The 24,885-nt window shown below is 39.3% G+C and carries 22 protein-coding genes; 17 read left to right on the top strand and 5 right to left on the bottom strand.

Annotated features, from left to right (window positions below):
* Window positions 1–15: 15 nt before the first annotated feature.
* From ACTQX6_RS08615 to ACTQX6_RS08580, 8 genes are all read left to right on the top strand, one after another.
* Window positions 16–1,269, top strand: a complete 1,254-nt coding sequence (locus ACTQX6_RS08615; protein WP_294688780.1) for a hypothetical protein — start codon at window positions 16–18, stop codon at window positions 1,267–1,269.
* A gap of 112 nt (window positions 1,270–1,381) precedes the next feature.
* Entirely contained in the window at window positions 1,382–2,353 is a 972-nt protein-coding gene (locus ACTQX6_RS08610) for a bifunctional UDP-N-acetylglucosamine diphosphorylase/glucosamine-1-phosphate N-acetyltransferase GlmU (protein ID WP_441657710.1), read from the top strand.
* A gap of 57 nt (window positions 2,354–2,410) precedes the next feature.
* Complete coding sequence (locus ACTQX6_RS08605) at window positions 2,411–3,364, top strand: ribose-phosphate diphosphokinase (protein WP_117446938.1); 954 nt, start codon at window positions 2,411–2,413, stop codon at window positions 3,362–3,364.
* Window positions 3,364–3,720: a Spx/MgsR family RNA polymerase-binding regulatory protein gene (locus ACTQX6_RS08600; protein ID WP_195222245.1), complete on the top strand. Its 357-nt coding sequence runs from the start codon at window positions 3,364–3,366 to the stop codon at window positions 3,718–3,720. The genes ACTQX6_RS08605 and ACTQX6_RS08600 overlap by 1 nt, the downstream gene beginning before the upstream one ends.
* An 85-nt stretch (window positions 3,721–3,805) precedes the next feature.
* Window positions 3,806–4,687, top strand: coding sequence for a hydroxymethylbilane synthase (gene hemC, locus ACTQX6_RS08595; protein ID WP_294688777.1), 882 nt, complete (start codon window positions 3,806–3,808; stop codon window positions 4,685–4,687).
* Window positions 4,684–6,066, top strand: a complete 1,383-nt coding sequence (cobA, locus tag ACTQX6_RS08590) for a uroporphyrinogen-III C-methyltransferase (RefSeq protein WP_294688775.1) — start codon at window positions 4,684–4,686, stop codon at window positions 6,064–6,066. The genes hemC and cobA overlap by 4 nt, the downstream gene beginning before the upstream one ends.
* Before the next feature lies 1 nt (window position 6,067).
* Complete coding sequence (locus ACTQX6_RS08585; protein WP_294688773.1) at window positions 6,068–7,090, top strand: precorrin-2 dehydrogenase/sirohydrochlorin ferrochelatase family protein; 1,023 nt, start codon at window positions 6,068–6,070, stop codon at window positions 7,088–7,090.
* Window positions 7,068–7,613 carry a biotin transporter BioY gene (locus tag ACTQX6_RS08580; protein WP_117446942.1) on the top strand — a complete coding sequence of 182 codons (546 nt, stop codon included), beginning with the start codon at window positions 7,068–7,070 and terminating at the stop codon, window positions 7,611–7,613. Before ACTQX6_RS08585 ends, ACTQX6_RS08580 begins: the two co-directional genes overlap by 23 nt.
* Here the strand turns inward: ACTQX6_RS08580 and ACTQX6_RS08575 are convergent.
* Window positions 7,596–9,131 (bottom strand): nitrite/sulfite reductase, encoded by a 1,536-nt coding sequence (locus tag ACTQX6_RS08575; protein WP_294688771.1) that lies wholly within the window; start codon window positions 9,129–9,131, stop codon window positions 7,596–7,598. The two genes, ACTQX6_RS08580 and ACTQX6_RS08575, sit on opposite strands and share 18 nt — an antisense overlap.
* Window positions 9,132–9,255: 124 nt before the next feature.
* Between ACTQX6_RS08575 and ACTQX6_RS08570 the strand changes: the two genes are divergently transcribed.
* The gene (locus ACTQX6_RS08570; RefSeq protein WP_168966050.1) at window positions 9,256–9,879 is read left to right on the top strand and encodes a GntR family transcriptional regulator; all 624 of its coding nucleotides are present in this window, start codon (window positions 9,256–9,258) and stop codon (window positions 9,877–9,879) included.
* Entirely contained in the window at window positions 9,876–11,099 is a 1,224-nt protein-coding gene (locus tag ACTQX6_RS08565; RefSeq protein ID WP_294688768.1) for a YkvI family membrane protein, read from the top strand. The genes ACTQX6_RS08570 and ACTQX6_RS08565 overlap by 4 nt, the downstream gene beginning before the upstream one ends.
* Window positions 11,100–11,123: 24 nt before the next feature.
* Here ACTQX6_RS08565 and ACTQX6_RS08560 read toward each other — a convergent pair whose 3' ends face one another.
* Window positions 11,124–11,870: a TatD family hydrolase gene (locus tag ACTQX6_RS08560; RefSeq protein WP_294688767.1), complete on the bottom strand. Its 747-nt coding sequence runs from the start codon at window positions 11,868–11,870 to the stop codon at window positions 11,124–11,126.
* A 226-nt stretch (window positions 11,871–12,096) separates the two neighbouring features.
* Between ACTQX6_RS08560 and ACTQX6_RS08555 the strand changes: the two genes are divergently transcribed.
* Complete coding sequence (locus ACTQX6_RS08555; RefSeq protein ID WP_168966044.1) at window positions 12,097–13,407, top strand: hemolysin family protein; 1,311 nt, start codon at window positions 12,097–12,099, stop codon at window positions 13,405–13,407.
* A 130-nt stretch (window positions 13,408–13,537) separates the two neighbouring features.
* Here ACTQX6_RS08555 and ACTQX6_RS08550 read toward each other — a convergent pair whose 3' ends face one another.
* On the bottom strand, window positions 13,538–14,236 hold the full coding sequence (locus ACTQX6_RS08550) for a GntR family transcriptional regulator (RefSeq protein WP_168966042.1): 699 nt from the start codon (window positions 14,234–14,236) through the stop codon (window positions 13,538–13,540).
* 115 nt (window positions 14,237–14,351) lie between these two features.
* Here ACTQX6_RS08550 and deoC (ACTQX6_RS08545) point away from each other — a divergent pair, with 115 nt between their 5' ends.
* Together deoC (ACTQX6_RS08545) and ACTQX6_RS08540 are read left to right on the top strand one after the other, a co-directional pair.
* Window positions 14,352–15,041, top strand: a complete 690-nt coding sequence (gene deoC, locus ACTQX6_RS08545) for a deoxyribose-phosphate aldolase (RefSeq protein WP_168966040.1) — start codon at window positions 14,352–14,354, stop codon at window positions 15,039–15,041.
* On the top strand, window positions 15,038–15,904 hold the full coding sequence (locus ACTQX6_RS08540; RefSeq protein ID WP_320863303.1) for an SDR family oxidoreductase: 867 nt from the start codon (window positions 15,038–15,040) through the stop codon (window positions 15,902–15,904). The genes deoC (ACTQX6_RS08545) and ACTQX6_RS08540 overlap by 4 nt, the downstream gene beginning before the upstream one ends.
* Window positions 15,905–16,359: 455 nt before the next feature.
* Here the strand turns inward: ACTQX6_RS08540 and ACTQX6_RS08535 are convergent, their stop codons facing one another.
* Window positions 16,360–17,172 carry a putative ABC transporter permease gene (locus ACTQX6_RS08535; RefSeq protein ID WP_320863302.1) on the bottom strand — a complete coding sequence of 271 codons (813 nt, stop codon included), beginning with the start codon at window positions 17,170–17,172 and terminating at the stop codon, window positions 16,360–16,362.
* 353 nt (window positions 17,173–17,525) lie between these two features.
* Between ACTQX6_RS08535 and ACTQX6_RS08530 the strand changes: the two genes are divergently transcribed.
* The 4 genes from ACTQX6_RS08530 (at window position 17,526) to deoC (ACTQX6_RS08515) (ending at window position 21,373) form a co-directional block, all read left to right on the top strand.
* Entirely contained in the window at window positions 17,526–18,050 is a 525-nt protein-coding gene (locus ACTQX6_RS08530; protein ID WP_294688762.1) for a biotin transporter BioY, read from the top strand.
* A gap of 236 nt (window positions 18,051–18,286) precedes the next feature.
* On the top strand, window positions 18,287–19,747 hold the full coding sequence (gene abc-f, locus ACTQX6_RS08525) for a ribosomal protection-like ABC-F family protein (RefSeq protein ID WP_294688760.1): 1,461 nt from the start codon (window positions 18,287–18,289) through the stop codon (window positions 19,745–19,747).
* Window positions 19,748–19,778: 31 nt separating this feature from the next.
* The gene (locus ACTQX6_RS08520) at window positions 19,779–20,537 is read left to right on the top strand and encodes a DeoR/GlpR family DNA-binding transcription regulator (RefSeq protein ID WP_117446957.1); all 759 of its coding nucleotides are present in this window, start codon (window positions 19,779–19,781) and stop codon (window positions 20,535–20,537) included.
* Window positions 20,538–20,653: 116 nt separating this feature from the next.
* Window positions 20,654–21,373: a deoxyribose-phosphate aldolase gene (deoC, locus tag ACTQX6_RS08515; RefSeq protein WP_294688757.1), complete on the top strand. Its 720-nt coding sequence runs from the start codon at window positions 20,654–20,656 to the stop codon at window positions 21,371–21,373.
* Between the two features lie 72 nt (window positions 21,374–21,445).
* Here the strand turns inward: deoC (ACTQX6_RS08515) and ACTQX6_RS08510 are convergent, their stop codons facing one another.
* Window positions 21,446–24,703, bottom strand: coding sequence for a DEAD/DEAH box helicase (locus tag ACTQX6_RS08510; RefSeq protein ID WP_294688755.1), 3,258 nt, complete (start codon window positions 24,701–24,703; stop codon window positions 21,446–21,448).
* Window positions 24,704–24,885: the final 182 nt, after the last annotated feature.

Here is a 24,885-nt window from a genome sequence, read left to right as displayed (position 1 = left end):
AAAAGGGGAGTTGTTATGACCGCAAGAAAACCGAAAGACGAAATTTCCAGACTGTTGGATTCTTTTCAGGAAGAAGAAGTACTGGAAGAAAAAATGGAAGGTTTTACCGCACAGAAAAGAAGACAGGATCGCATGCAGCGAGCTTCCAGACAGACGGTAGAGCCAGAACCGGTTCAAAATGAAACGAATGATACGATCGTTTTGCGTCCGGAACCAAAGAAAACAGAATCGGCTGGAACCACTGTTATGTTTGATCCGGAAAAGATCGAGGAAGAAGATACAGATACCAATAAAACCGTTGTGATCAACGATAATGAGATTCAATCTCTACTGGATGAGGATAAACCACCAAAATTACGGCGAGAGGTTGTATCGCATGGTGGTTCTTCGCATCGAAAAGAGCCTATGCCGCATAAAAAGCCAACGAAGAAAAAAGGGTTATCACCGGCTGCTATTGTGGGAATCGTGGTTGCTGCTCTTATGGTAGTGGGAATCCTTGGATTTGGTGTTTATACGTTGATGAATTCAGGAAAAGAAGATAAAACTGAAGAAGTCACCAAGAAACAGAAACGGGCTTATGATTCGATTGTGGATTGGCTGGATTCTTTAACCGGCGATGATTATGATGGAATTGAAGATTGGGAAGAAGACTATGACTCTTTGACAAAAGAGCAGAAGAAAAAGTTAAATGATTACTTTGAGAAGATCACCGGTTCTACTTTTGATGAGCTTTTGGCAAAGGCAAAATCGGACAGTAAAAAAGACTCTTCGAACAATAATGCCAAAATCGCAGAGTTAAAAGCGCAATTAAAAAGTTTACAGTCTCAATTATCGGATGCACAGTCGGATTTGAATGATGCGAATTCTCGTTTATCAAGCGCACAAAATGATTATGATAACTGGAATAATAAGCTTTCGACCTGGCAAAATACAAATGCGCAATTGGAGCAGAAACAAACGGAACTCAGTACTTTGGAAGCACGTATGAAGGAACTCCAGAATATTCCGGCTGATCAGATTTCAGAAGAGGAATTGACAGAGCTTACACAGTCATATAAGAAACAAGCTTCCTTACAGCAGGAGATTTCTAATCTGCAGTGGAAATTAAATGGAATTGGGGATTATTCTTCCATTCAGTCACATGTGAATTCTGCATCCTCTGAAGTTTCACAGGCACAGTCGGATGTGGATTCGGCACAAAGCACGATTGATCAGTTAACGTCGCAAATTCAGGAAGTACAAGATCGAATCGATGCGTTAGAGTCATGATTTTACAAAGGGTTTAAAAACCCTTTCTTTTTCTTTAACTGTGAATTGATTTTTGTTATGATGTTAAGGGTAAAACGTTAAGGACGGTGATTGCATGCGCAATGCGATTATAATGGCAGCGGGCAAAGGAACCCGAATGAAGTCAACACTCAGTAAGGTCATGCACCCTATCATTGACAGACCAATGTTGGGTTATATTGTCGATGCACTAAGAGCGGTACATGTTGAAAGAATTCTGATTGTTGTCGGCTATCAGGCACAAAGCATTCAAGATGCGTTCAGTGATTGTGAATTTGCTTTACAGGAACCACAGTTGGGTACCGGCCATGCGATCATGCAGTGTAAGCAGTTGGCAGATGCAAAGGGAGATACGTTGATCATCAACGGAGATGGTCCTTGTATTCAGCCGGAAACATTGGAAAAGCTGTTTCAGGCCAATCAGGATGCCTCATTAACGTTACTCAGTGCTGTGTTGGAAGATGGCGCCCATTACGGACGTATCGTTCGAGATGAAAACGGCAATGTCTTATCCATCGTAGAGGCCAAAGATTGTACGCCGGAACAAAGAGAAATTCGTGAAATCAATGCAGGCATGTATTGTTTTAAAAACGAGGATCTTTTCGCTCATATTGATGATCTTCAGCCAAACAATGCACAAAATGAATATTATTTAACGGATATGGTCAGTATTCTGGCGAATCTGGGAAAGAAAGTCAATGCGTGTGTGATCGAAGATCGAGATGAAGTGATGGGAATCAACGATTGTGTAGAGTTAAATAAAGCGTATGTATGGATGCGAAATCACATCAATACAGGATGGATGAAGCAAGGCGTGCAGATCGTAGATCCGCTAAGAACCGTCATCGGAAAAGATGTAAAGATCGGACACGATGTGATCATTCATCCCAACGTAGAAATATTAGGAGAAACGGAAATCGGAGATTTTGTGGAAATTCTTCCGGGTTCGTATATAAAGGATGCAGTCATCGGCGATCATGTCATGATTGATTCCAGTAAGGTCGTCAGCACCAGGGTAGAAGCTAATCAAAGTGTAGGCCCGATGGCGTACCTTCATTCAGGATAAAACTATCGCGTATCAAAAACAGACAAAATAGTATCAGGGAAGAGGAAAGGAACAATCATGGAAAACACTATTGTATTTGGATTATCATCCAGCAAGAATTTGGCAGAACATATCTGCGAAGAATTAGGAATGGAATTAGGAAAAAGCAAGGTGAATCACTTTGCGGACGGAGAAGTTTTAGTGGAACTGGGAGAAAGTGTGCGTGGAAAACACGTATATTTCGTACAGAGTACCAACTGCCCGGTCAATGATAATTTAATGGAAATCTTGATCGGAATCGATGCTTGTAAGCGAGCCAGTGCCGCCAGCATCAACTGTATCATTCCTTATTTTGGTTATGCACGTCAGGATCGTAAGGCAAAACCTCGTCAGCCGATTTCGGCAAAGCTGGTTGCCAGTCTTTTGGAAAGAGCCGGAGCTACGCGTGTCGTGACAGTCGATCTGCATGCCAATCAGATTCAGGGATTCTTCGATATCCCGGCGGATGACATCACAAGTATGGGATTGATCGGAGATTATTTTAACCACAAGGAAGGCTTAGGTGAAGTGGTTGTCGTAAGTCCGGATCATGGAGGAACAGTCAGAGCCCGTAATTTGGCTGATATTTTAGGTGCGCCGGTGGCAATCATCGATAAACGTCGTCCAAAACCAAATGTGGCAGTTGCGATGAACTTGTTGGGAGATGTCAAAGATAAAACAGCGATCTTGATCGATGATATGGTCGATACGGCAGGAACGCTTGTTTCCGGTGTGGAAATGTTGAAAAAACAGGGTGCCAGGGAAGTGTATGCGGCTTGCAGCCATGGTGTTTTATCCGGGCCGGCTGTAGAACGCTTGAAAAACAGTGGATTGAAAGAATTTGTTTGTACGGATACGATCGATCAGACGGAAAACCAGAAAAATCTTCCGAACCTGGTTGTATTGTCAATTGCACCGTTGATTGCCGCCTTGATTCATGCGGTGGAAACGAACTCTTCGCTAAGTGTAGCCCTGTCACATGCTTTTGAATAATGAAGACGTTATTTATAGGATATCCTAAATGTTCCACATGTCAGAAAGCGTATAAGGTATTGGAAGAGCTTGGCATTCATGCCGAGTATCGTAACATCAAAGAAGAAAATCCAACCAAAGAAGAGATTCAGTCATGGATCGACCAGGGTGTTGCGCTTTCCAAGCTTTTTAATACCAGCGGCATGTTGTATAGAGAATTAAATCTCAAGGAAAAACGAAAGACATATTCTGACCAACAGTTGGTGGAGCTTTTGGCAACCGATGGTATGTTGGTTAAAAGACCGATCGTTATACAGGGCAATACGATCATTGTCGGTAAAAAAGAAGACGAATATGCTCGTTTGGAAAAAGACTAAAGACTGATCCCGAAGATGTGTGGTCCTCGGGATTTTTCTTGTTTATTGAATACTGTATAATGGGTAGGACAAAAAGGGGGTCTTTATGCGAATTCGAATCGGAACCAGAAAATCAAAGCTTGCGATCTTACAGACAAAGCTTGTAATCGATCAAATCAAAGGGATAGAACCAGATGCGAAGACAGAAATTGTAATGTTGACGACAAAAGGTGATAATGATCGCCAAACACCGCTCTATGCGATGGAATCAACCGGTGTATTTGTTAAGGATATTGAACAGGCACTATTGGATAGAAGTATTGATATGGCGGTTCATTCTTTAAAGGATGTCAGTTCTGTCATGGATGAGCGTTTAATGTTGTTGCCGTTTATGGTGTTTGAAGATAAAAGGGATTGTTTGATCACTAAAGAACATAAAACATTGGATACGTTAAAATCCAATGCGATATTGGCCACCGGCAGTATGCGAAGAATGGCTTGTATTCATCGTGTTCGACCGGATATTCAGTTTGTATCGATTCGCGGTAATGTGAATACACGCCTTGAAAAACTGCAAACGGAAAATATCGATGGATTGGTGTTGGCAGCCGCCGGCTTAAAAAGACTGCATTTAGAATCCTATATCGATGAGATCTTTTCCCCGGATGTGATTGTACCGGCCTGCGGGCAGGGAACGATTGCGGTGCAGATTCGTAAGGAAGACTATCCTCTTTTCGAAACATGGGTAAAACCATCGATTGCTCTGCAGGAAGTACAGATTGAAAGAGAATTCCTGGCTTTATGTAAAGCCGGCTGTCATTATCCGGTAGGATGTATGGCGACTATTAAAGAAAAAACGGTCGATGTCTATGCTTGTTTGGGGACAACGATCGAAGATACAGCCTTTGTTCATGAAACATATTCTGTCAAAGAGTTGGATCAGGTGGCTGGAAAAATCTATCGAAAAGTAGGTGAGAAACGAAGATGATCTGGTTTGTAGGAGCCGGATGTTATCATCCGGATATGTTGACCATAGGGGCTAAAAAGCTTTTGGAACAGGCGGATTGTGTATTGTATGATCATTTGGTCAATATTGAATTTTTAGAATATACCAAAGAAGAATGTGAATGTATCTGTGTGGGAAAACGCGGACATCATGATTCTTTTTTACAGGAGGATATCTTTACATTACTGGTGAAAAAGGATCAGAAATATTCACAAGTAGTTCGTTTAAAAGGTGGTGATCCGTTTCTGTTTGCCAGAGGCAGCGAGGAAATGCGCTATGTTTTAGAACATGGATGCGATTGCCAATATGTACCGGGCATCAGCAGTGCGATTGGGGCTTTGGGGTATGCCGGCATACCGGTGACACAGCGCCATACGGCTACCGGTTTTATCGTACATACGATGCATTATCAAGATGGAAAAGATCATTTGAATTATGATGCGATTGCCCATGAAAAGAATACCCAAATCTTTTTTATGGGATCGCACAAGATCAGGCATTTAGTGCAGGAGTGTCTTCAACATGGAATGAAAGAGGATACACCGATTGCACTGGGTTCGCATTTAACTTATCCGCATCAAAAGATGTTGTGTTCAACATTAAAAGAAATCCTTCACCAGGATTTAAGCAGCTTTGATGCGCCTTTATTGATTGTGATCGGTGATGTGGTCAAAGAACAGTCTCTGCTTAATAACACATCCAGACTGTCCTGTTTTTCAAAACAAGTTTTGTTTTGTAGTGTGGATACGACACCATGGCCTATCGATGATTTATTGTTGAAAAAAGGAATCTTTACGCATGTCAGGCAAGTGGCACAACCTATCTATGAATATGATCCGGATTGGAATTTGGAAAACTATGATATTCTTGTATTCAGTTCTCGGCATGCTGTAAAAGGCTTTTTTAAAGCTTTGAAAGAAAAAAGAATCGATGTACGTTCTTTATCGCAAAAGCTGTATTGTATCGGCCAAAAGACAATGGAAGAACTGGAGGAAAAAGGAGTATTTTGTCAACGGGTATTTTCCTGTTATCAGGAGTTGATGGACCAGGTCAAAGAACCGGAAAGAATTTGTTACATCAAGGCTAAAGAGGTCGAAACAAAATTTCCTTCTTTTAGTTGTTATAGAATGGAAGAAAAGAAATTTCATCTGCCTGCTCAGCCATTTGATGCGATGGCCGTGACTTGTCCACAGGCCTTGGAAATCTTGAATAAAAGAGGTGTAGATAAACATATACCGGTGTTCTGCTTTGGACATAAATCTAAGGATAGGGCAAAGGAACTGGGCTTTTCATCCATTCATGTCTGCCCTTCTTCTAAAGAAGCTGTCGTTCAGGAAATTGTATCGTATTTTGAGGGATAATATGCGGATTTGTTTGGATATTGAATTTGAAAAAGAAATTGTCTGTATCTTAGGTGGTGGAAAGCTGGCTTTGCGAAAGGCAAAACAGTTTTTAGAAGCCGGTTCGATCATTTATATCAGTGCATTGGCTTATGAAGAAGAATTTGATGCTTTACCGGTGCATAAAGTGGATCGTGATCAACTGTATCAGGCTTTAAAAGAGGCTAAACTGGCTATTGCCTGCACCGATGATGAACAGGAAAACCGAGCGTTTTTAAAATTGGCAAAAACGCATAAAGTATTGACGATGGCTGCTCGAAAAGAGCAGGGACAGGATACATTGAGTTTAACGCAGCTTCGCTTGCCGCAAATGGTGCTGGCCAGTTCTACACAGGGAGCCTTTCCAGCGGCAAATCGCTATCTTTTGCAGGACTGGCAAAGAAGGCTTTCTATCTTAGGGATGATTCGTGAAAAGCTAAGTGATCATTCGTTGTGTAAAGCTTTATTGGATTTAACCGAAGAACAATTATTCTTTTTACAGGGGGCTTTGCAGCATGGTCGTGCCATTGTTTATTTGTTACATGGAAATGGGTCATTTAAAGCGCACAGGCAGTGTGAGAATCTGGTACGGTCGGCCAAAGAAAAATGGAATCATTATGCAGTGACTACTTTCTTTCTGGCCAGGAAATATAAGAATATGGATTTAGAAACATGGTGTGCCATCTTAAAAGATCTAAATATTCAAACCCATTTTGTGCTACTGTTCTGGCAAAGAGGAAGCTATGTGAATCGAGCGGAAAATGTGTTGAAATCCTATTCGTTTCAAGGACAATGCATCTTTATTCAACCGGATACATTGGTTCAAGAAAATCAAAAATACATTCTTCATACTCAATCAAAAAAGGTTGAAAAAGACTGCATTGTTTTGAGTATTCTGGATTCTCCGTATATGCGAAAACTTTATCCCGACCATCGTTTTATTGCGGCTTTGGACCAGGATAAACAAATAGAAAGGATCGTACATGAAACCCATCCAGCTTTTTAGTCGTATGGCTTTGTTTCTGGCGTTGATGATTGTATCAGCATATTTACAGATCACATTGCCAACGCCCTTTTTTTCCATGCATATTACCATGCAGCTGTTTACCAGTATCGTATGTGGTTTCTGTTTACCGGTTTCCTACAGTGCGCTATGTATAGGCGTCTATATCTTGATTGGATTGGCCGGCCTTCCGGTATTTGCCAGTGGCGGTGGAATTCAGTATTTGATGAAGCCTACATTCGGTTTTGTGCTGGGATTCCTTTTTTGTACCATAGCCTGTTCGTATTTTCGACAAAGAAAAAATCCGACAAGTCAGAAAGATTATTTTCTAATAGGTCTTATCGGATTGTTTCTGTTTTACTTGATTGGAAATGTTTACTATTACTTTTCATTTCCGATATTGATGCAGACAAGAATTCCTTTATGGCTTTCCTTGTTTAATGGAGTAGTCGTATCGATCCTACCCGATCTTTGCATCTGTTTTTTTGCCTGTCGTGTTTCAAAAGCTTTACAAGTACTTATCTAATAACGCCTGCCACTGGTCGGCGTTTTCTTTTTGCCACTTATCAAATGTACTGTTTGCCTGTGAGACCATTTGTCCAAGCTCGGTAAAGAAAGGAAGAATATCTGTCTGAAGGATAACGCCAGCTTCCTTACCAAAACAAGTATCTGTCAATGTGGCATTCCCATGAATACTCATTTTAAAGGCAGGGTATGGCTTTTTGTCAATGACTTTTGTGAAACCTTGTAAACCAATGGAGCCAACCTGGTTCGTACCACAGGAGCTTGGGCATCCGGAGATATAGATTCGTGGCAGCACATGGTCTTTAAACTGGTACGGACGCAAGTCTTGAATCAGCTGTTCTAAGACATGATTGGAATCACGCAAGCCTACCTGACATGTGGTGGCACCGATACAAGATACACTGGTTTCAAAGGTTGTTTTGGCACCATCGTTTGTGTGCTCTAAAACCATTTTTGCTTCTTCCATGGTTAAGTTGACGATATACATATCTTCCTGTGGGGTCAAGCGAATTTCCACATCATCCATATCCTTTAAAACTTCATAAAGCTCCTGCCATTTGGCAGCCGATACGTTTCCGCAGATAGGATGATAATACACCGCATATAAGCCCTTTTGTTTCTGTGCCAGTACACGATCTGGAAGCTCATTGGCAAAAGGACCTGTTTTTTGGATTTCACAAGGGGTAATGACAACGTCATGCTCCAGATATTTTTTGGCCAGTTCTACTTTTTCTTTGAACTCTTCCTGAAGTCTTTCTACGCCTAAGGTTTCCTGCATATAGCGTGATCTTGCCTTGGCACGGTTGGTATAGTCGCCATGTTCCATAAACATCAAAACCATGGTATTGACATAATATAAGATATCTTTTGGATTAACGTGGCTGCCTACCTGTACACCCATCTTCGGATTGTTTCCCAGTCCTCCGCAACAATAGATATCAAAGGTATGATCGTCATTGGCGATAAAGCCCAGATCACGGAAATTGGCATGCACTTCATTGGCTTCTGAATTTGAGAACGCGACCTTTAATTTTCTAGGCAGTGAGTATTTATTGATGATCTTCAATAAATATTCCCCGGCAGCTTTGGCATAAGGGTAAACATCAAAAGCTTCCTTTGGATCAATACCGGATAAAGGTGAACACATTACATTACGTGGATAATCACCGCCTCCACCGCGGATCACGATATTATTTTCCAAAGCTTCTTTCATGATGGCTGTTAGATCTTCCGGTTTTAAATCGTGAAATTGTACGGTTTGACAAGTCGTACAATGCGTTCTTTGCACCTGATGTTTTTGGCATTGATTAACGATAAAGGCCAGTTTTTCTTTGGTGATGCGCCCCTGGCTCATGCGAAGACGTAACATAAACGCTTCACCACCACGTTGGGCATAGGAACCAAATCCGCCACTATAGCCTTTATAATCTTTTACAGACATTTCTTTATGGTAGAAAAGCTGTGTCCTTTTTTCAAATTCAGGAAGTTCCTGAAGCAGTTCCTGTTGTAAAGTATCCATACGTTCCTCCCTTTTTCAACTCTTTTTATTTTAACATAGACGCAAAGCTTTCGGTATGAAAAGCTTGTGTTTTGATAAGCTGACCATTCTATGATAAAATGGAGTGGTCAGTTAGGAGGACTCTATGAAACAAGAGGCAAGATATCATCGATTGGCAGTAGAGATTGCCAATCAGATTGCGGAAGGAAAATATACGATCAATGATAAGATTCGCTCTCGTTCCACGATTGCATCCTCTTTTCAGGTATCGGCCGAAACAGCTCGTAAGGCTTTGCAGGTTTTGGTGGAATCGAATGTGATCGAGGCAAGAGCCGGCAGTGGTTTTTACGTGGCATCCATTGAGCATGCCCAGCAATTTGTCGATCTCTACAGTAAAACAAGATCGATTCGTGAGCTTCGTCAGGATATGCTGGCATCGATTCTAAGGCAGAAACAAGAGCTGGAACACTTTGATAAGATTATCAGGGAATTGGAGGAGCATACGAAAAATACCCCACAGGAATTAGCATTTTCTCCTTATAAATGCACGGTTCCTCAAGGTTGTATTCATATAGGAAAGCAGTTGCAGGAGCTGCAGATATGGCAAAGGACACATGCGACGATCGTTGCGATTGTTCATGAAGGCGACTATATCGTTTCTCCCGGTCCTTTTGCCCGTATTAATCAACACGATGTTTTGTATTTTGTAGGCGATTTTTCCAGTAAGGAAGCGATGCATCGTCTATTAATGGAAGGAGGCACGAATTGAAAAAAGAAAGTATTCAGGTTGCACTTGCGTATGTAGGCGTTCTGGTAGGAGCCGGATTATCTTCCGGGCAGGACTTACTGCAGTATTTTTTAAGCTTTGGTTTTCCGGGGTTGATAGGTGTGATTGCCCTGGGTGTTTTAAATATCATTTTCGGAAAAATCTTACTGACGTTGGGATGTTATTATCAGTCTAAGAATCATCAGGAGGTATTAAAGAAAATTTCCTCACCCATCGTGAATAAGATCATTGATTTGACATTAATTATCGCCAGTTTCGTGATTGGTTTTGTCATGGTGGCCGGTGCCGGCGCCAATCTGGAACAACAGTTTGCCATTCCAGCCTGGGCAGGATCGGCCCTTTGCAGCATTTTGATCTTACTGACGGCATTTTTAGATTTTGATAAGATCACAAAAGTATTAGGAATTTTTACGCCTGTGATGATCGTATTACTGACATTGATCATGATCTACAGCTTATGGACCAGACCGTTGGATATGATGTACTATCATCAACACGCTCTACACATCCAGTCTGCTTTACCAAACTTATGGATGTCGGTGTTAAATTATTTTTCCTTATGTGTGATCACCGGTGTCTCCATGGCTTTTGTTCTGGGAGGTTCACTCGTTCGCATCGGAGTGGCAGAAAAAGGCGGCTTGTTAGGAGGTGCATTGGTTGGCTTGATCTTATTGAGTGCCTCTATCAGTCTTTATTTTCATATCGATGTCGTTTCTCAATCTGAGATTCCTATGTTGATGATCGTTAAGCAGATCCATCCGTGGTTGGCTACAATCTATGCCTTTATGATTTTTGGCTTGATCTTTAATACCGCCTTTTCTCTTTATTATTCTTTGGCAAAACGTTTTTTTAATCATTCGGTAAAGAAGACAAGAATCTGTCTTTTTATCATTGTAATCCTAGGCTATCTTTGCAGCTTTGTGGGATTTAAAGAACTGATCGGATATATGTATCCTATTTTAGGCTATGTTGGATTTGTTTTGATCGCCAGTGTATTATGGGCCTGGATTCGTCATAAAGAGGATGTCAGTGTGGAAAAAAGACGTCGACGAAAGATCATATCTTTATTGCACAAAAAGCAGGATCGTAAACAATATTATTCACAGAAGGATAAAGATCTTTTGATGATGTTGGATCAAAACTCATCCGTGAAACAAGAAGATGTACTGCGCTATTTAAAAAGTGCTCAAATGAGCGAATAAAAAGATCGAATGTTTGGATTCGATCTAAAAAAGCGATAAGAAATTTTTCTCGATTTGTGTACAAACCTCTTTTTCGAAAAGTCCTTTGATTTCGGCAACCTTTTGAGCAACGTACTTTACATACATTGGTTCGTTTTGTTTGCCTCGATGTGGAACTGGTGTCAAATACGGAGAATCTGTTTCCGTTAACAACCGATCTAGAGGACATGTCTGTACACATTCTGGGGCATGACGGGCATTTTTAAAGGTCAACGGCCCCGCAAAGGAAATCAGAGAATCCATTTTCAGGCATTCGTTCATCGTTTCTTTGGTTCCACTGAAACAATGGAAGATGATTTTTGTCTTTGCGTATTGTCTAAGTATATCCAGACAATCTTTGGTTGATTCACGCATGTGAATAGAAATGGGAAGTTTTGTGGCATTGGCAATCTCAATTTGGCGAATAAAAAGTTCCTTTTGAAGATCATTAAAGGAAGTATCCCAATAGTAGTCCAATCCAATTTCACCTAAACAATCGATCTGACCGGCAAAGGCAATGTCTTTTAATTGTTCTAATTTTGATGAATCGATTTCTTTGGCATCACCTGGAAACCAACCAAAGGCCACTTTAAATCGAGAGTCTCTCTTTTTGAGCTTTAAAGCGCGTTTAAATTCTTCTATATTGGTGCACATGATCATACAATGAGATAACTCGTTCATATTTTGAATGACTTCATCAATTCGAGTATATAAATCATCACAGGTGATGTGCGCATGACTGTCTGTGTACATAGTGTTTCTCCTTGTCTTTACGTATAATTGTGAACAAAATAAAAGAAGAAATCAAGTCTAGTGTTTTAGGATGATTGACAATAATTTTGAGTTTTGATAAACTTTGCTCAAGATGAATAGCACAGAAGACCCGAGTCGAAGTTGCTGCGGGATGAATAAATAGAGAAGATAAAGACATATTCTGGAAACAGATTATGTCTTTTTGTGCTTTTTTGGAGGAGTAGTAATGATTTTTGCGTTATTGTTACAGATTATATTGATTTGCGTCAATGCGGTTTTTGCCGGTGCGGAGATTGCGGTGGTGTCTATGAATGGTGCTACCTTGCAGGCAAGAGCCGAAGAAGGTAATCGCAAGGCAAAAGTTTTGATGCGTTTGGTGGAAAACCCATCACGCTTTTTGGCCACGATTCAGGTTGCAATCACTTTGGCCGGTTATTTAGGTAGTGCTTATGCGACAGATAGCTTTGCCGATCCATTAGTGGATTTGCTGCATTCATGGAATGTACCGATTTCGGAAGGAACATTGCGTTCTTTTTGTCCGCTGGTCATCACTTTGATCATGTCCTTTTTCTCCATTGTTTTTGGAGAACTTGTACCAAAGCGTATTGCCATGCAGAATAAAGAAAAGGTATCGTATGCCTTATCAGGAACACTTTCTTTTATTTCAAAGGCTTTTGCCCCTTTAGTTTGGTTGTTGACAAACAGTACAAACCTTGTGTTGCGTTTGTGCCGCATCGATCCGGAAGAGGAAGAGGAAGTTACCGAAGAAGAAATTCGTATGATGGTTTCGCAAAGCTTGTCACAGGGACAGATCGAACAAGATGAAAATGCGATGATTCAAAACATCTTTGATTTTAATGATGTGACATTGGATGAAATCTGTACACATCGAAAAGACGTAACAGGCTTGGATTTGGAAGATGATTTGGATGTTTGGGATGAAAAGATCAATCAAACCTCATATGACTGTTATCCGGTATATAAGGAAAGTCAGGATCAGATCATCGGCGTATTGGATGCCAAAAAATATTTGCGTATGGCTGATCGTACCAAAGAAGAAGTATTGAAGAAAACTGTATTGAAGCCTTTGTTTGTGTTGGAAGGCATGAAGGCTGATCATTTGTTGTTGAAGATGAAGCAGACAAAGACAACCTTTGCGATCGTGTTGGATGAGTACGGTGGATTTGTCGGGGTTGTCACGTTAAAAGATTTGCTTGTGCTGCTGGTTGAGGATCTGGAAGAAGAGGGCCAATCCAATGAATCAGAAGGCATCGTTTTACTGGAAGATCATACTTGGCGGATTCAAGGGGATGCGATGGTAGAAGATGTCAATAAGATTCTGGGCTTGCAGCTCAGTGATGAAGAGTATGATACCTTTAGTGGTTATGTCTTAGATGCTCTGGGAGGAACATTGCCTGACTCGAATGCGTGTTTTGATATCAAAACCGAAGATATGCTGATCAAAGCACGGATGGGTAACGATCATCGAGTAGAAGAAGCCATTGTGCAGATTCTTGAAAAAGAACAACAAGAATAATCAAAGAGAAAACACCCTGTCTTTCTGAAACAAGTTTTATAGTAAGACAGGGATCTTTTTATTGTTTAAAAAAGTCGTTTTAACGGATGATAAGAAGGAAAAATAAAAAATCTCTGGTTATACCAAAGATTTATTGAGCAAGGTGAAATGTAAAAGAATTAGTATCTCCTCTGTATTTGGAAATGGAGTATTCAATGGGAGTTCCCTCGTCATCATAGCCATAGGAATGAAAATAAAATAATGGATTTCCTGTTTGAACTTGTAAAAGATCGGCTAAAGTTTCATCTGCGGTTGTCACTTCCAGATGACGAGTGATGGATGTAATAGGATGTCCGCTTTTTTTACATTGTTCATAGAAAGATTCTTTTGAAAAATCAATGGTGTCAAAATGGGAGAATAGTGCATACGGCATATAAGTTGTGACAAACACATTGGGAATATCATCAATCGAGCGAAGACGTACCAGTTTGAAAACCTGCTCGCAATGTAGCGCGCGTTTGACTTCATCGGATGCATCTTCTTTATAAAAGGCTAAAACCTGTGTTTGGCTGGTGTGTCCTTTCTGGTGCATTTCCGAATCAAAGCTGTTGATCCTTTGTGTAAAAGATTGATCGATTTTTGGAGGGCAGACAATCGTTCCTCTTTTTCTTTTTCTTTCTAAAATTCCCTGCTCTACTAAAAGCGAAATGGCCTGTCGTACAGTGGGACGGCTGACTTGATATTCTTTTGCCAGTATGGTTTCGGCAGGAATCGTATCTCCGATCGGATATACACCGGTTTTGATCTTATGTAAAAGGTCTTTTTGTATCTGTAAATAAATAGCGGACATAGTTAGACTCTCTTTCTATACATAATATAAACATTTTATGAAATTATGTCAATTTATATTGACATAAACTTTACATAATGATACATTTTCCTTGACATAGAAGGAGGATCTACATATGGATTCATCAAAATTGACAAAAGAATCATTGGCAAAATTATTTGATCATACGTTTTTAAAGGCGTATGCCACTAATGAAGATTTAAAAACTCTTTGTGATCAGGCAAAAACTATGAATACGGCTATGGTGGCTATCAACACCGCATGGACTGCCTTCTGTAAAAAGGAATTGGCCGGTACAGATGTGCATGTAGGGGCCGCTATCGGGTTTCCATTAGGACAGTGTGGATTGGAAACGAAGCTTTTTGAGTGTAAGTATGCGATTGAACAAGGCGCTGATGAAATCGATTATGTAATCGATGTAGGACAGGCAAAAATGCATAACTGGGATTATATCCGTGAAGAAATGGAAAAGATGACAGCAATTTGTAAAGAAAAGAATATCTTGATCAAAGTCATTTTTGAAAACTGTTATTTAGAAAAAGAAGAAATTAAAAAGTTAAGCGAGATTGCCAAAGAAGTGAAACCCGATTTCATTAAGACAAGTACAGGGTTTGGAACTGGTGGAGCAACCGTAGAAGATGTAAAACTGATGAAAGAAACCGTACAGGATGCTGTCCAAGTCAAAGCTGCCGGGGGAATTCGTGACTGGAAGACATGTAAGGCGATGATTGATGCCGGAGCCACTCGTATTGGAACTAGTTCCAGTATTCAGATTTTAAAAGAATTTGAAGAGGCCACAAAATGAAAAAGATTTTAGTGACAGGTGCCAATGGATATTTGGCAAGCTACATTCGAAAGGAAAACCAAGATGCGTTTGAATGGATCTGCATGACAAGAAAAGATGCAGATTTAAATGATCCGGAAAGTGTAGAAGCATTTTTAAAAGCACAGGATTTTGAACTTTGTTTCCATACAGCAGCCAATGCGACAACGGCAGTCTGTGAAGAAAATCCGGAAATGGCACATCGCATCAATGTAGAATCCACGCAAAAAGTAATCGATGCCTGTAAAAGAAATAAGGCGCGGTTGATCTTTTGTGGAACAGAACAATCCTTTAATGGAAAAGAAGAGCATGGTCCGTTCAAAGAAGAAGATTCTTTAAAGGCTGTAACGGTATATGGACAAAATAAAATGGAATGCGAAAAGATGATTCAGGAGCAGTTAGAGGACTATATCATTTTACGTTATACATGGATGATGGGATTATCTTTTGATGGTATCAAAGCCAGTCCAAGCATCGTAAAGAATGTCATGAATGCCTTGTTGCATCAAAAACCGACTTTATTTACATGCAATGAAAAACGAGGAATGACTTATGCCAAGTATTTGGCAAAGCAGTTCAAACAAATTTCAGAGTTGGAAACAGGCATTTATCATGTTGCCGCCAGCAATGATAAGACCACTTATGAAAGCGCTGTTTATATTGCCAAAGAATTAGGTGCCAGCCCGGAAGCTATTGAGAAATACATACTCCCAAATACAGAGAGATATAGCGATCGCTTTAGAGATTATCGTCTTGATGCATCAAAACTGGCATCTAAAGGAATTACATTTGGAACCTTTGAATCAAACGTGGATGAAATACTAAAAGATTTTGGATGGAAGTAAGGATGAATTCCGAGGGTATAATTTAAAACATATTGTGCTTGTATGTTTTAAGATGCATGTTATAATAGACATGTAAAAGGACAGGCAACAAGGAGTCCTGGATTTAGTGATTCATAAGAGAACTACCTAATTTGCCAAGACGAGGTAGTTCTTTTATTTGTCATTTACTACGATTGATTTCAATCAGAAGTATCACGACTATATGAAACATCATTAACATTAGATACAATGTTTCAAATGATGTCATAGCGCTCACCTCCTTATAGGCCGTTAAAACAGGCCATCTATGTTAACGAGGTTTAACGCTTCCCCGGTCTAAGCGACCAGGACTACCTGTGTTGATCTGTCCAGATTTATTTTATTAAATATCCTATATGCAAACTATGAATTTAAAATTCAATAGAGTTAATCTCATAAAATACCCGTAATCAGTTTAGAGATTACGGGTTTTCTGTTTAATAGCGTCTTTTAAAACGTCCGGTAAGTTGGTTGAGTTGTTGATAAGCCTCTTCCAATTTTTGTTGTGCTTGTTTTAACTGTTCAGAATTGAAATTAGCACGGAATTTTTGATGCAATAGATTTCGACATTCCTTTTGTGCGGCTTTGTAATCTTTTTTAAGTTTTTTGTATTTCTTTGTCAAGTGGGAAGGAAGTACCTTAAATTCCGGATATGCCTGATAGATCCGTCGTAATAATAAGTTCTTATTTTGCAGCATCGCATGCACTTGTATTGAAATTTCTTCGGTATTATCTCCATCTGTTGTATCAATTTCCTTTTTGACAATATTCATTAAGAAATGAGAAATTGTATAATCAAAAAGCATACAAGCAAGAATAGCCCATGCGAATACTCCTAGAAGAAAAGGATTCCATGTTTCTATGAAATCAAAGTAGTGTGGTGCTATCCATTTCACAATAATTACAGAAGCAAGGCCAAATAAGATCAGGTTGCCGATCCATATCCTGCCGTTAAGATTCATAGGCTTGGAAGAATAATCCCACCATCGAGCATGGAACATTTTTTCCATATAGAAACTGGTCATATATTCAAGAAATCCACAAATCACAAAGCCTGCCATAAAAGTTTCGGCGTAGGTTCCTTCTCGGCCAATCAAACCACCAACCAGAATGGTTACACCGACCACACCAAAGCCGTAGATGGGACAATAAGGCCCAATTAAAAAGCCACGGTTGATGAAACGATGATATTGTATAAATTTTAAGGAAACTTCCATGATCCATCCAAGGATAGAAAAAATAAATGCCATAATTACAAACTCATAAAATAATGTCATATCTGCACCTTTCCTATTTGAAAACTATGTTTATTGTATCATGAATGGAAGTCTCCCTAAATGAAAGTTTTAAATTCATTAAAATTGTTTGTTTTGCATACTGTCATGATGGCTATGATGAAGCTGAAAAGAATGCGGATCATCATTTTCTATTAAATATATTACTGTATGTTTTAAAATCAAAAAACACTAGTAAGCGTTAGTGATGCCTGTTGATACAAAATTTGTTGATCCTTATGATCTTGATCGTGAAAGAAAAATATTTTGACATTCAAAATAAAAATTTTTATAATATAAACTATTGAAATATACCAGGGGTAGATTATATGACAATTAAAGATATAACATACGGTGGCTTATCAATTACTTTAATGGCAATTTGTTCCTGGATCTCTATTCCATTTGCTGTTCCTTTTACGATGCAGACCTTTGCGATCTTCTTCATTTGTGTTTTATTTGGTGCCAAAAGAGGTTCAATTTATGTATTCTGTTATATTTTATGTGGCTTGTTGGGAATGCCGGTGTTTTCTGGATTTCAAGGCGGAGTACACGTGATTTTTGGATTAACGGGCGGCTATATTGTCGGCTTTCTTTTGAGTGCTCTTCTTTTATGGGGTACACAACGGGTATGGAGTCCTTGTAAGAAGATCAGCCTTTTATTTGCTTTGATGGGTCTAGTCATTTGTTATGGATTTGGGACAACCTGGTTTTTGCTTGTCAGTCAGCAACAAGACTCGATTTTGACAATTGGCAGTGTTCTTATGACGTGCGTGGTTCCGTTTATCCTACCGGATTGTATTAAAATTTTTCTGGCTTATACATTGGCAAGACGTTTAAAGCCTTATATTTAAGCATTATAGATTGTATCAGAAGCTTACTTGTGATATATTGAATCCGGTGATAGCATGAAGATGATCAGACGAGAGGATACTTTACGATAAACAACGAAAAACAGAACCTTTTTTTTGTGATGGAAGAGTGTATTTTTAGTCTGATAGTCGATGCATAAACCAAGTTAAAACAAAATCTATGAAAACATTCGGTACTGTTTCAGTGCCGTTTTTTTATGCAAAGGGGGAATTTTGTTATGTCTATGATTCAGGTAGAACATTTAAGTTTTTCGTATGACAGCCAACAGGAAATGTTGTTTGATGATGTCAGTTTTTCTATGGATACCGATTGGAAGCTGGGACTGGTGGGAAGAAACGGTCGCGGTAAAACAACGTTTTTATCGTTATTGATGAAGAAATATCCTTATCAAGGAAAGATTCATTCCTCTGTATCTTTTGATTATTTCCCTTTTGTCGTTGAGAATAAAGAACAATGGACGATCGATGTAGTGCGATCGATCTATCCCCTTGTCGAGGATTGGCAAATACAAAGAGAGCTTTCCTATCTGCAGGTAGAGGATGATGTTTTATGGAGGGAATTTTCTACTCTGTCCCAGGGAGAACAGACCAAAGTTTTATTAGTAATCCTATTCTTGAAGCCGGGTAACTTTTTATTGATTGATGAGCCCACCAATCATTTAGATGTCAAAGCCAGAGTCGTATTGATGAATTACCTGCAAAGAAAAAAAGGTTTTATTTTAGTATCACACGATCGAAAGGTTTTAGACGGTTGTGTCGATCATATTCTTGCGATCAATCGTCATACGATCGAGGTACAGTCCGGTAATTATTCTTCCTGGTTTGCTCGATTTGAAACACAACAGGAAAAGGAAATGCAGGAAGATAAACGATTACGCAAGGATATTCGTCGATTAAAATCTTCGGCCTTTCGTACTTCGATGTGGTCTGACAAAGTGGAGGCTTCCAAGATTGGGGCAGCCGATAAAGGATTTGTAGGGCATAAATCAGCTAAGATGATGAAACGAAGTAAAAATATCGCAAAGCGACAACAGGCAGCGATCGAACAAAAGGAAGATCTCTTAAAAAACGTGGAAGAGATGGAAAACTTGCAGATGAAGCCTTTACCTCATCCTGCTTCTGTTCTGGTATCATTTGATGAAGTTTGTCCACTCTATGATGGTAGAATTGTTGGAAAACCACAAAGCTTTCAGATAGAAAAAGGACAACGTGTATTTTTGGATGGGAAAAACGGATGTGGAAAGAGCAGTTTATTGAAGCTGCTGGTGGATCTAAAAAGAAGTCATAACGGCAAGATTGATTGTGCATCGAATTTGATCGTATCGTATGTATCCCAAGATACATCATTTCTACAAGGAACATTGGCACAATATGCGAAACAGTATGGTATCGATGAAACTTTATATAAGACATTATTACGGAAAATGGGATTTGAGCGTTGGCTGTTTGATCAAGAGATTCAATCGTATTCTGATGGTCAGAAGAAAAAGGTCATGCTCGCAAGAAGTCTTTGTGAGCAGGCACATTTATATATATGGGATGAACCCTTGAACTTTATCGATATTTATACACGAATGCAGATTGAAAAGATGATCTTGTCAAGCCAGGCCACAATGTTGATCGTAGAACACGATATAGCGTTTCGCGAAAATGTAGCCACAAAAGTCGTAGTCCTTTGATCTTTCGTGTACAATAAGAACAGGTGGTTATATGTTAGCAAGTGAACGTTTTGAAAAAATAGTGGAGATCGTAAACCAGAAAGGCTTTATCAGCACAAAAGAATTATCCGTTGCGATGCAGGTGACGGAAACCACGATTCGCCGAGACTGTGAAGAACTGGAAAAACAAGGGCTGTTGTTAAGAGTGCATGGAGGGGCTAAAAGTGTTCGCCCGAAAGTGATCTTATCGACAAAAGATGAAAAGACGATGAAAGAGCGTAAAGAGTTCTTTTATGAAAAAGATATCGTCTGTAAGAAAGCTGCAACACTTGTCAAAGATGGCGATTGTATCTTTTTAGATGGAGGAACGAGCATTGGACCGATCCTTCCGTATATTCAAGATAAGAAAATCAAAATCGTTACGCATTCTCATTTGATCGTAGATGCGTTTTCCGGTACAGAATCGGAATTGTTTGTGATCGGTGGGCGTTATATTCCTGAATATGCCATGAGTGTGGGGCCGATTACGATCAGTGAACTGGATCGTTTTAACTTTGATTTGGCATTTTTGAGCTGTGCAGGTATCGATTTGGATCGTAAGCTGGTTTATACGGCTGAAATGGATACGATGGCTGTAAAACAAAAGGCCATGTCTTTATCGGCACAAAAGTATTTGCTGATCGACAGTTCAAAAATTGCTATCAGAGGTTTTTGCAGCTTTATTGACAGTGATGATTTTGATGCCATTATCTGTAACCAAAGCAGGAAACTGGATGTAGAAAGTTTACCGGAGAATTATATTCTTGTATAAAACGAACAAAAACGAAAAAATAAATACAAAAACAAACATCAAATGTTTACAAACAAAGAAAAGAATGCTAGAGTGAAATCAGGAGGAAAGCATTCTTTTTGAATGCATGATAACGTATGAAACACCCAAATAAAAAAGCAAGTGAAATGAGTTTAAAGGAATTGGCTTCCTACATCGATTATTCGGTTTTAAAGCCTGAATTTACGGAAGATCAGATTGTCGAGTTGACAAAGGATGGTGTTGAGCTGGGTTGTGCAACGATCTGTATCAATCCGGGTTATATGGAGCTTTGTAAACCATATGTTGAAGGGTCTGAAACAAAGCTTTGTCCGGTATGTGATTTTCCATTTGGAACAAGCTCTACAGAGTCTAAAGTAGCACAGGCTAAGATTTTGGTCGATCACTATGCCGATGTGATTGGAGAATTGGATATTGTGGCAAACTTTGGCTGGATTCGCAGTGGAAAATATGATGCGGTAACGCAGGATATCAAGGCTGTCGTGGATGTATGTCATGAAAAGAATATTCCGGTCAAGGTGATTTTTGAAACCGATGCCTTAAATGAAGAACAGGTTCGAAAAGCTTGCCATTGTGCAATGGATGCCAAAGCCGATTTTGTTAAGACAAGTACAGGGTTCCTGACTGGCTTTGAAGCCCATGGGGCCACACCGGAAATCATTAAAGTGATGCAGGAAGAAGTTGGCGATGCATGCAAAGTCAAAGGAAGTGGCTGCATTCGTACCAGAGAACACTTCTTACAGCTGATCGATATGGGTATCGATCGTATGGGAGTCGGTTATAAATCTGTACCGGTCGTATTGGATTTAAAGCGTTAAGGATAAAACAGTATAATGAAAAGATCGAGAACCATTTTGGATATCTCGATCTTTTTTCGTTATGCTAAAAAGCTAATCTCTTTGAAACAGACTTAAAATTTCATCTTTGGACATCTTCGATAAAGATCCATCATTGCCCTCGACAAAGGTATCGGCCAGATCTTTCTTTCGTTCCTGCATTTTGACAATCTTTTCCTCGATTGAATCTTTCATGATGAGTCGATACACTTGTACATTGGCATTCTGTCCGATACGGTGGGCTCTGTCGGTCGCCTGATTTTGTGCCGAGATATTCCACCAGGGATCAATATGGATCACGGCTTCAGCTGCCGTCAGATTCAATCCTGTACCACCGGCTTTTAAGGAGATCAGGAAGACTTGTGTGTTATCGGTTTGAAACGCATGAACTAATTGTCGTCTTTCTTCTTTTGATGTACTGCCGGTTAAAACATAGTGTGAAATCTGATTTTGTTCTAACTCTTGTGTTAATAAATCAATCAAAGAAGTAAATGCGGAAAACAATAAGACTTTTTTGTTGTGTTCGGTCAAGATTTGTACTAATTCAATACAAGCCTGTACTTTGGAAGAAGGCTTTTGTATATTGTCATATAAAAGTCTTGGATCACAACAAAGCTGTCGAAGTCTGGTCAAGGCTGCCAGAATCGCAATATGATCGATATGAGGCTCGTTCATTTTTGCCTGCAATTCTTTACTGGCCTGTGTTAAGTTGGCAAGGTATAGCTTTTGTTCTTCTTTTGAGAAATCAATCAAGTATTGATGATCCACTTTATCCGGCAATTCTTTCAATACTTCTTTTTTGGTTCGTCTTAAAATAAAGGGTGATATAAAAGAACGTAGTTTTTTGGTCACATCTTCGTTTTGATTTAGCACGATTGGACTTTCATACTGTGTTTTAAAATAATGATAAGAGAATAAATAGCCTGGCATCAAAAAGTCAAAGATCGACCAAAGTTCAGCCAATGAATTTTCAATAGGGGTACCACTTAAAGCCAATCGATGTCTGGAATGCAGTTCCTTTACACTGGTTGCATTTTTCGTCTTCTGGTTTTTGATGTTCTGCGCTTCATCCAAGACTACATATTCAAAAGTGATATCCTGATATTCCTCAATATCTCTGCGTAAATAGTCATAAGAAGTGATGAGAATATCATATTTGGAAATGTCATGAATTCTCTTCTTTCGCTGTTCTTTTGTACCCGTAATACTGATACAGGAAAGAGTGTCAGAAAAGCGGCGAATCTCATCTTCCCAGTTATAAATCAAAGAGGCCGGACAAACGATCAATGTGTGTTTCTCTTTATCTCGTATAGAGTCTAAAAGCGCAATGACTTGCAGAGTCTTTCCCAATCCCATCTCATCGGCAAGAATTCCATTTAAGTTGTATTGATACAACATTAAAAGCCATTCAACTCCTCTTTTCTGGTAGTCTCTTAAAATGGATGCATAATGGGGATCGCATGCAATCTTAGATTTTCGTTCTTCAAAGCCTTGGATGTATTCTGTCAAAGAATCTTCTTTGTAAACTTGCAGGGACTCTGCATGATTCAGTCTTTCATTCATTCCCAAGGTTCGATAGAGTTCTAACTGCAGCTTACCATCCTTGATTTCATCTTCGTGAATATCAAAGTCCTGCATGAGTTCGTCAAGCTCTTGCAATTGATCAGATTCCAGATGTAAGAGCTGTCCGTTTTTAAGCTTAAAATAACGTTTCTTACGATGATAAGCTTGTAAGATGTTAGGCACTTCATTGACATCAAAATCTGTGGATTCCAATTGAATCTCTAATAAACCGTTGTCAATGCGAATACCGGTTTGAAGATTATATTTTGTTCTTTTGCCCAGCTTTTTTAGTGCATCGCTGATATATACATCGCAATATTTCTGCAACTGTGTGATGCCTTGTTGAAGAAAGTCAAGGGTTCGCTCATCTTCCAATCCCATATAGATCGTATGTGTTTCCTGATCGATCCATGTCGCATAGTTTTCTAAAAACTTTTGAATGAGTTCGATTGTCCAGTCGAAGCTGATTTTTTCATTATATAAAAGTTCAATAGTATTTCCTTGTTCATCTTTCCCTGTCGCATGAAAAGAAACAGTTTCATTTTCATCCATGTCGCCATAGACGATGGGATGATGGATGTGAAGGGCATTGGATGCCGGCAGTAATTCTTGTCCCTCTGTGATCTGTAAATAATCTCTGGCTGGATCTAAAATATAGCGTTCAAAGTCATCGTATTCATCAAACGGAATATGAAGAGGATTTTCTGATAAAGCACTGAATAATGTGGCAATAGAGGACTGCGGACGGATCGCATAATGAATGATTTCAAAAGGGTTGTCCTGTAAAGCAAACATTTGATGATCATTGGTCAAAATGTGTTCTTCTTTATCCCATACTAAAGAAATTGTGTAATGCTTAGCTTCTTTTTTAATGTGGATCGGCATCACAAAAGATTCTTCTCGAATCGGAACATTTGGATCATCTTTAAACGCTGCATAAAAAGCCGGCAACAAAGAATGGATACGGATAAAACGTGAATTATTATAACGATAATAGTATCGATCGTAATCCGGTGTCGCATAAGCCATGCGCATGAATTCGATGTATTTTTGTGCCTGTTGTGTAAAGACGTTGCGTGTATGAATGAAGCCTAGTTGTTTGCCGTATCTGTGATATTGTTCATTGTCGATCCAATGTAGAAAATCGGGAATGTTTTTGATCGTATATTGTTTTTGTGCACCGACGGTAAAACTCAATAAAAACGCATCAAAATCAAGAAAAGAAAATACCGGAAGAATATCGTATTGTTGCGTCTGCAGCTCCAGTTGGACCAGATGATCCTGATTGTCTTTTTGTTGGAGGATGAGATCCCGTGTTTTCTGATACGATTCTTCCATTTGAATTCTTTTAAGTTCCTCTTCAATTCTTTGACGACGAGCCAGATAATCTTCATTATAAAGAGAATAAGGAGATGCTTCTTTTTGTGAAGTATAAGGAAAATTCTGGATATCTACTTTTGTCAGATAGATCATCAACATACCGATATGGGCACAAATATGTTCATCATCAAAATACCATGGGCATTCGCAATGTGTAGAATATACGGAATGTAAAGGAACATTGATAAAAAAGTGGCAGACATTTTCATAAGAACTGACTTGTATTGTTCCCTCAACTTTATAGATGGCATTTTTTTCTAATTCATTGACGACGATTCGTTTTAAACATCCTTGTTTTAAATATCGTCTGGCAAGGGCTAAAGTGCGAGAATTCATGATTTTTAGATTCTCTTCTGTAATTAAGACCATTGAATCACCTCGATTTCTTTATTTTATCATGATTTTGGATGAATCGTCTTTGAATAGCTTGAAAGATAAAAAAAGCAGTTTTTTTAACTGCTTAGATCAACTGTGATTCGATTATTGTTTTCGCTAATGCGTTTCCGGCTGCCTGTACAGTATGTACGCAATGAAGTTTAGGATCATACCAT

Source organism: Faecalicoccus sp. LCP19S3_E2 (genome assembly GCF_052121255.1).
In the GTDB taxonomy this organism is placed as follows: domain Bacteria; phylum Bacillota_I; class Bacilli_A; order Erysipelotrichales; family Erysipelotrichaceae; genus Faecalicoccus.
Note: the sequence above shows the minus strand (reverse complement) of the source record. Positions and strands in the feature narration are given on the sequence as shown.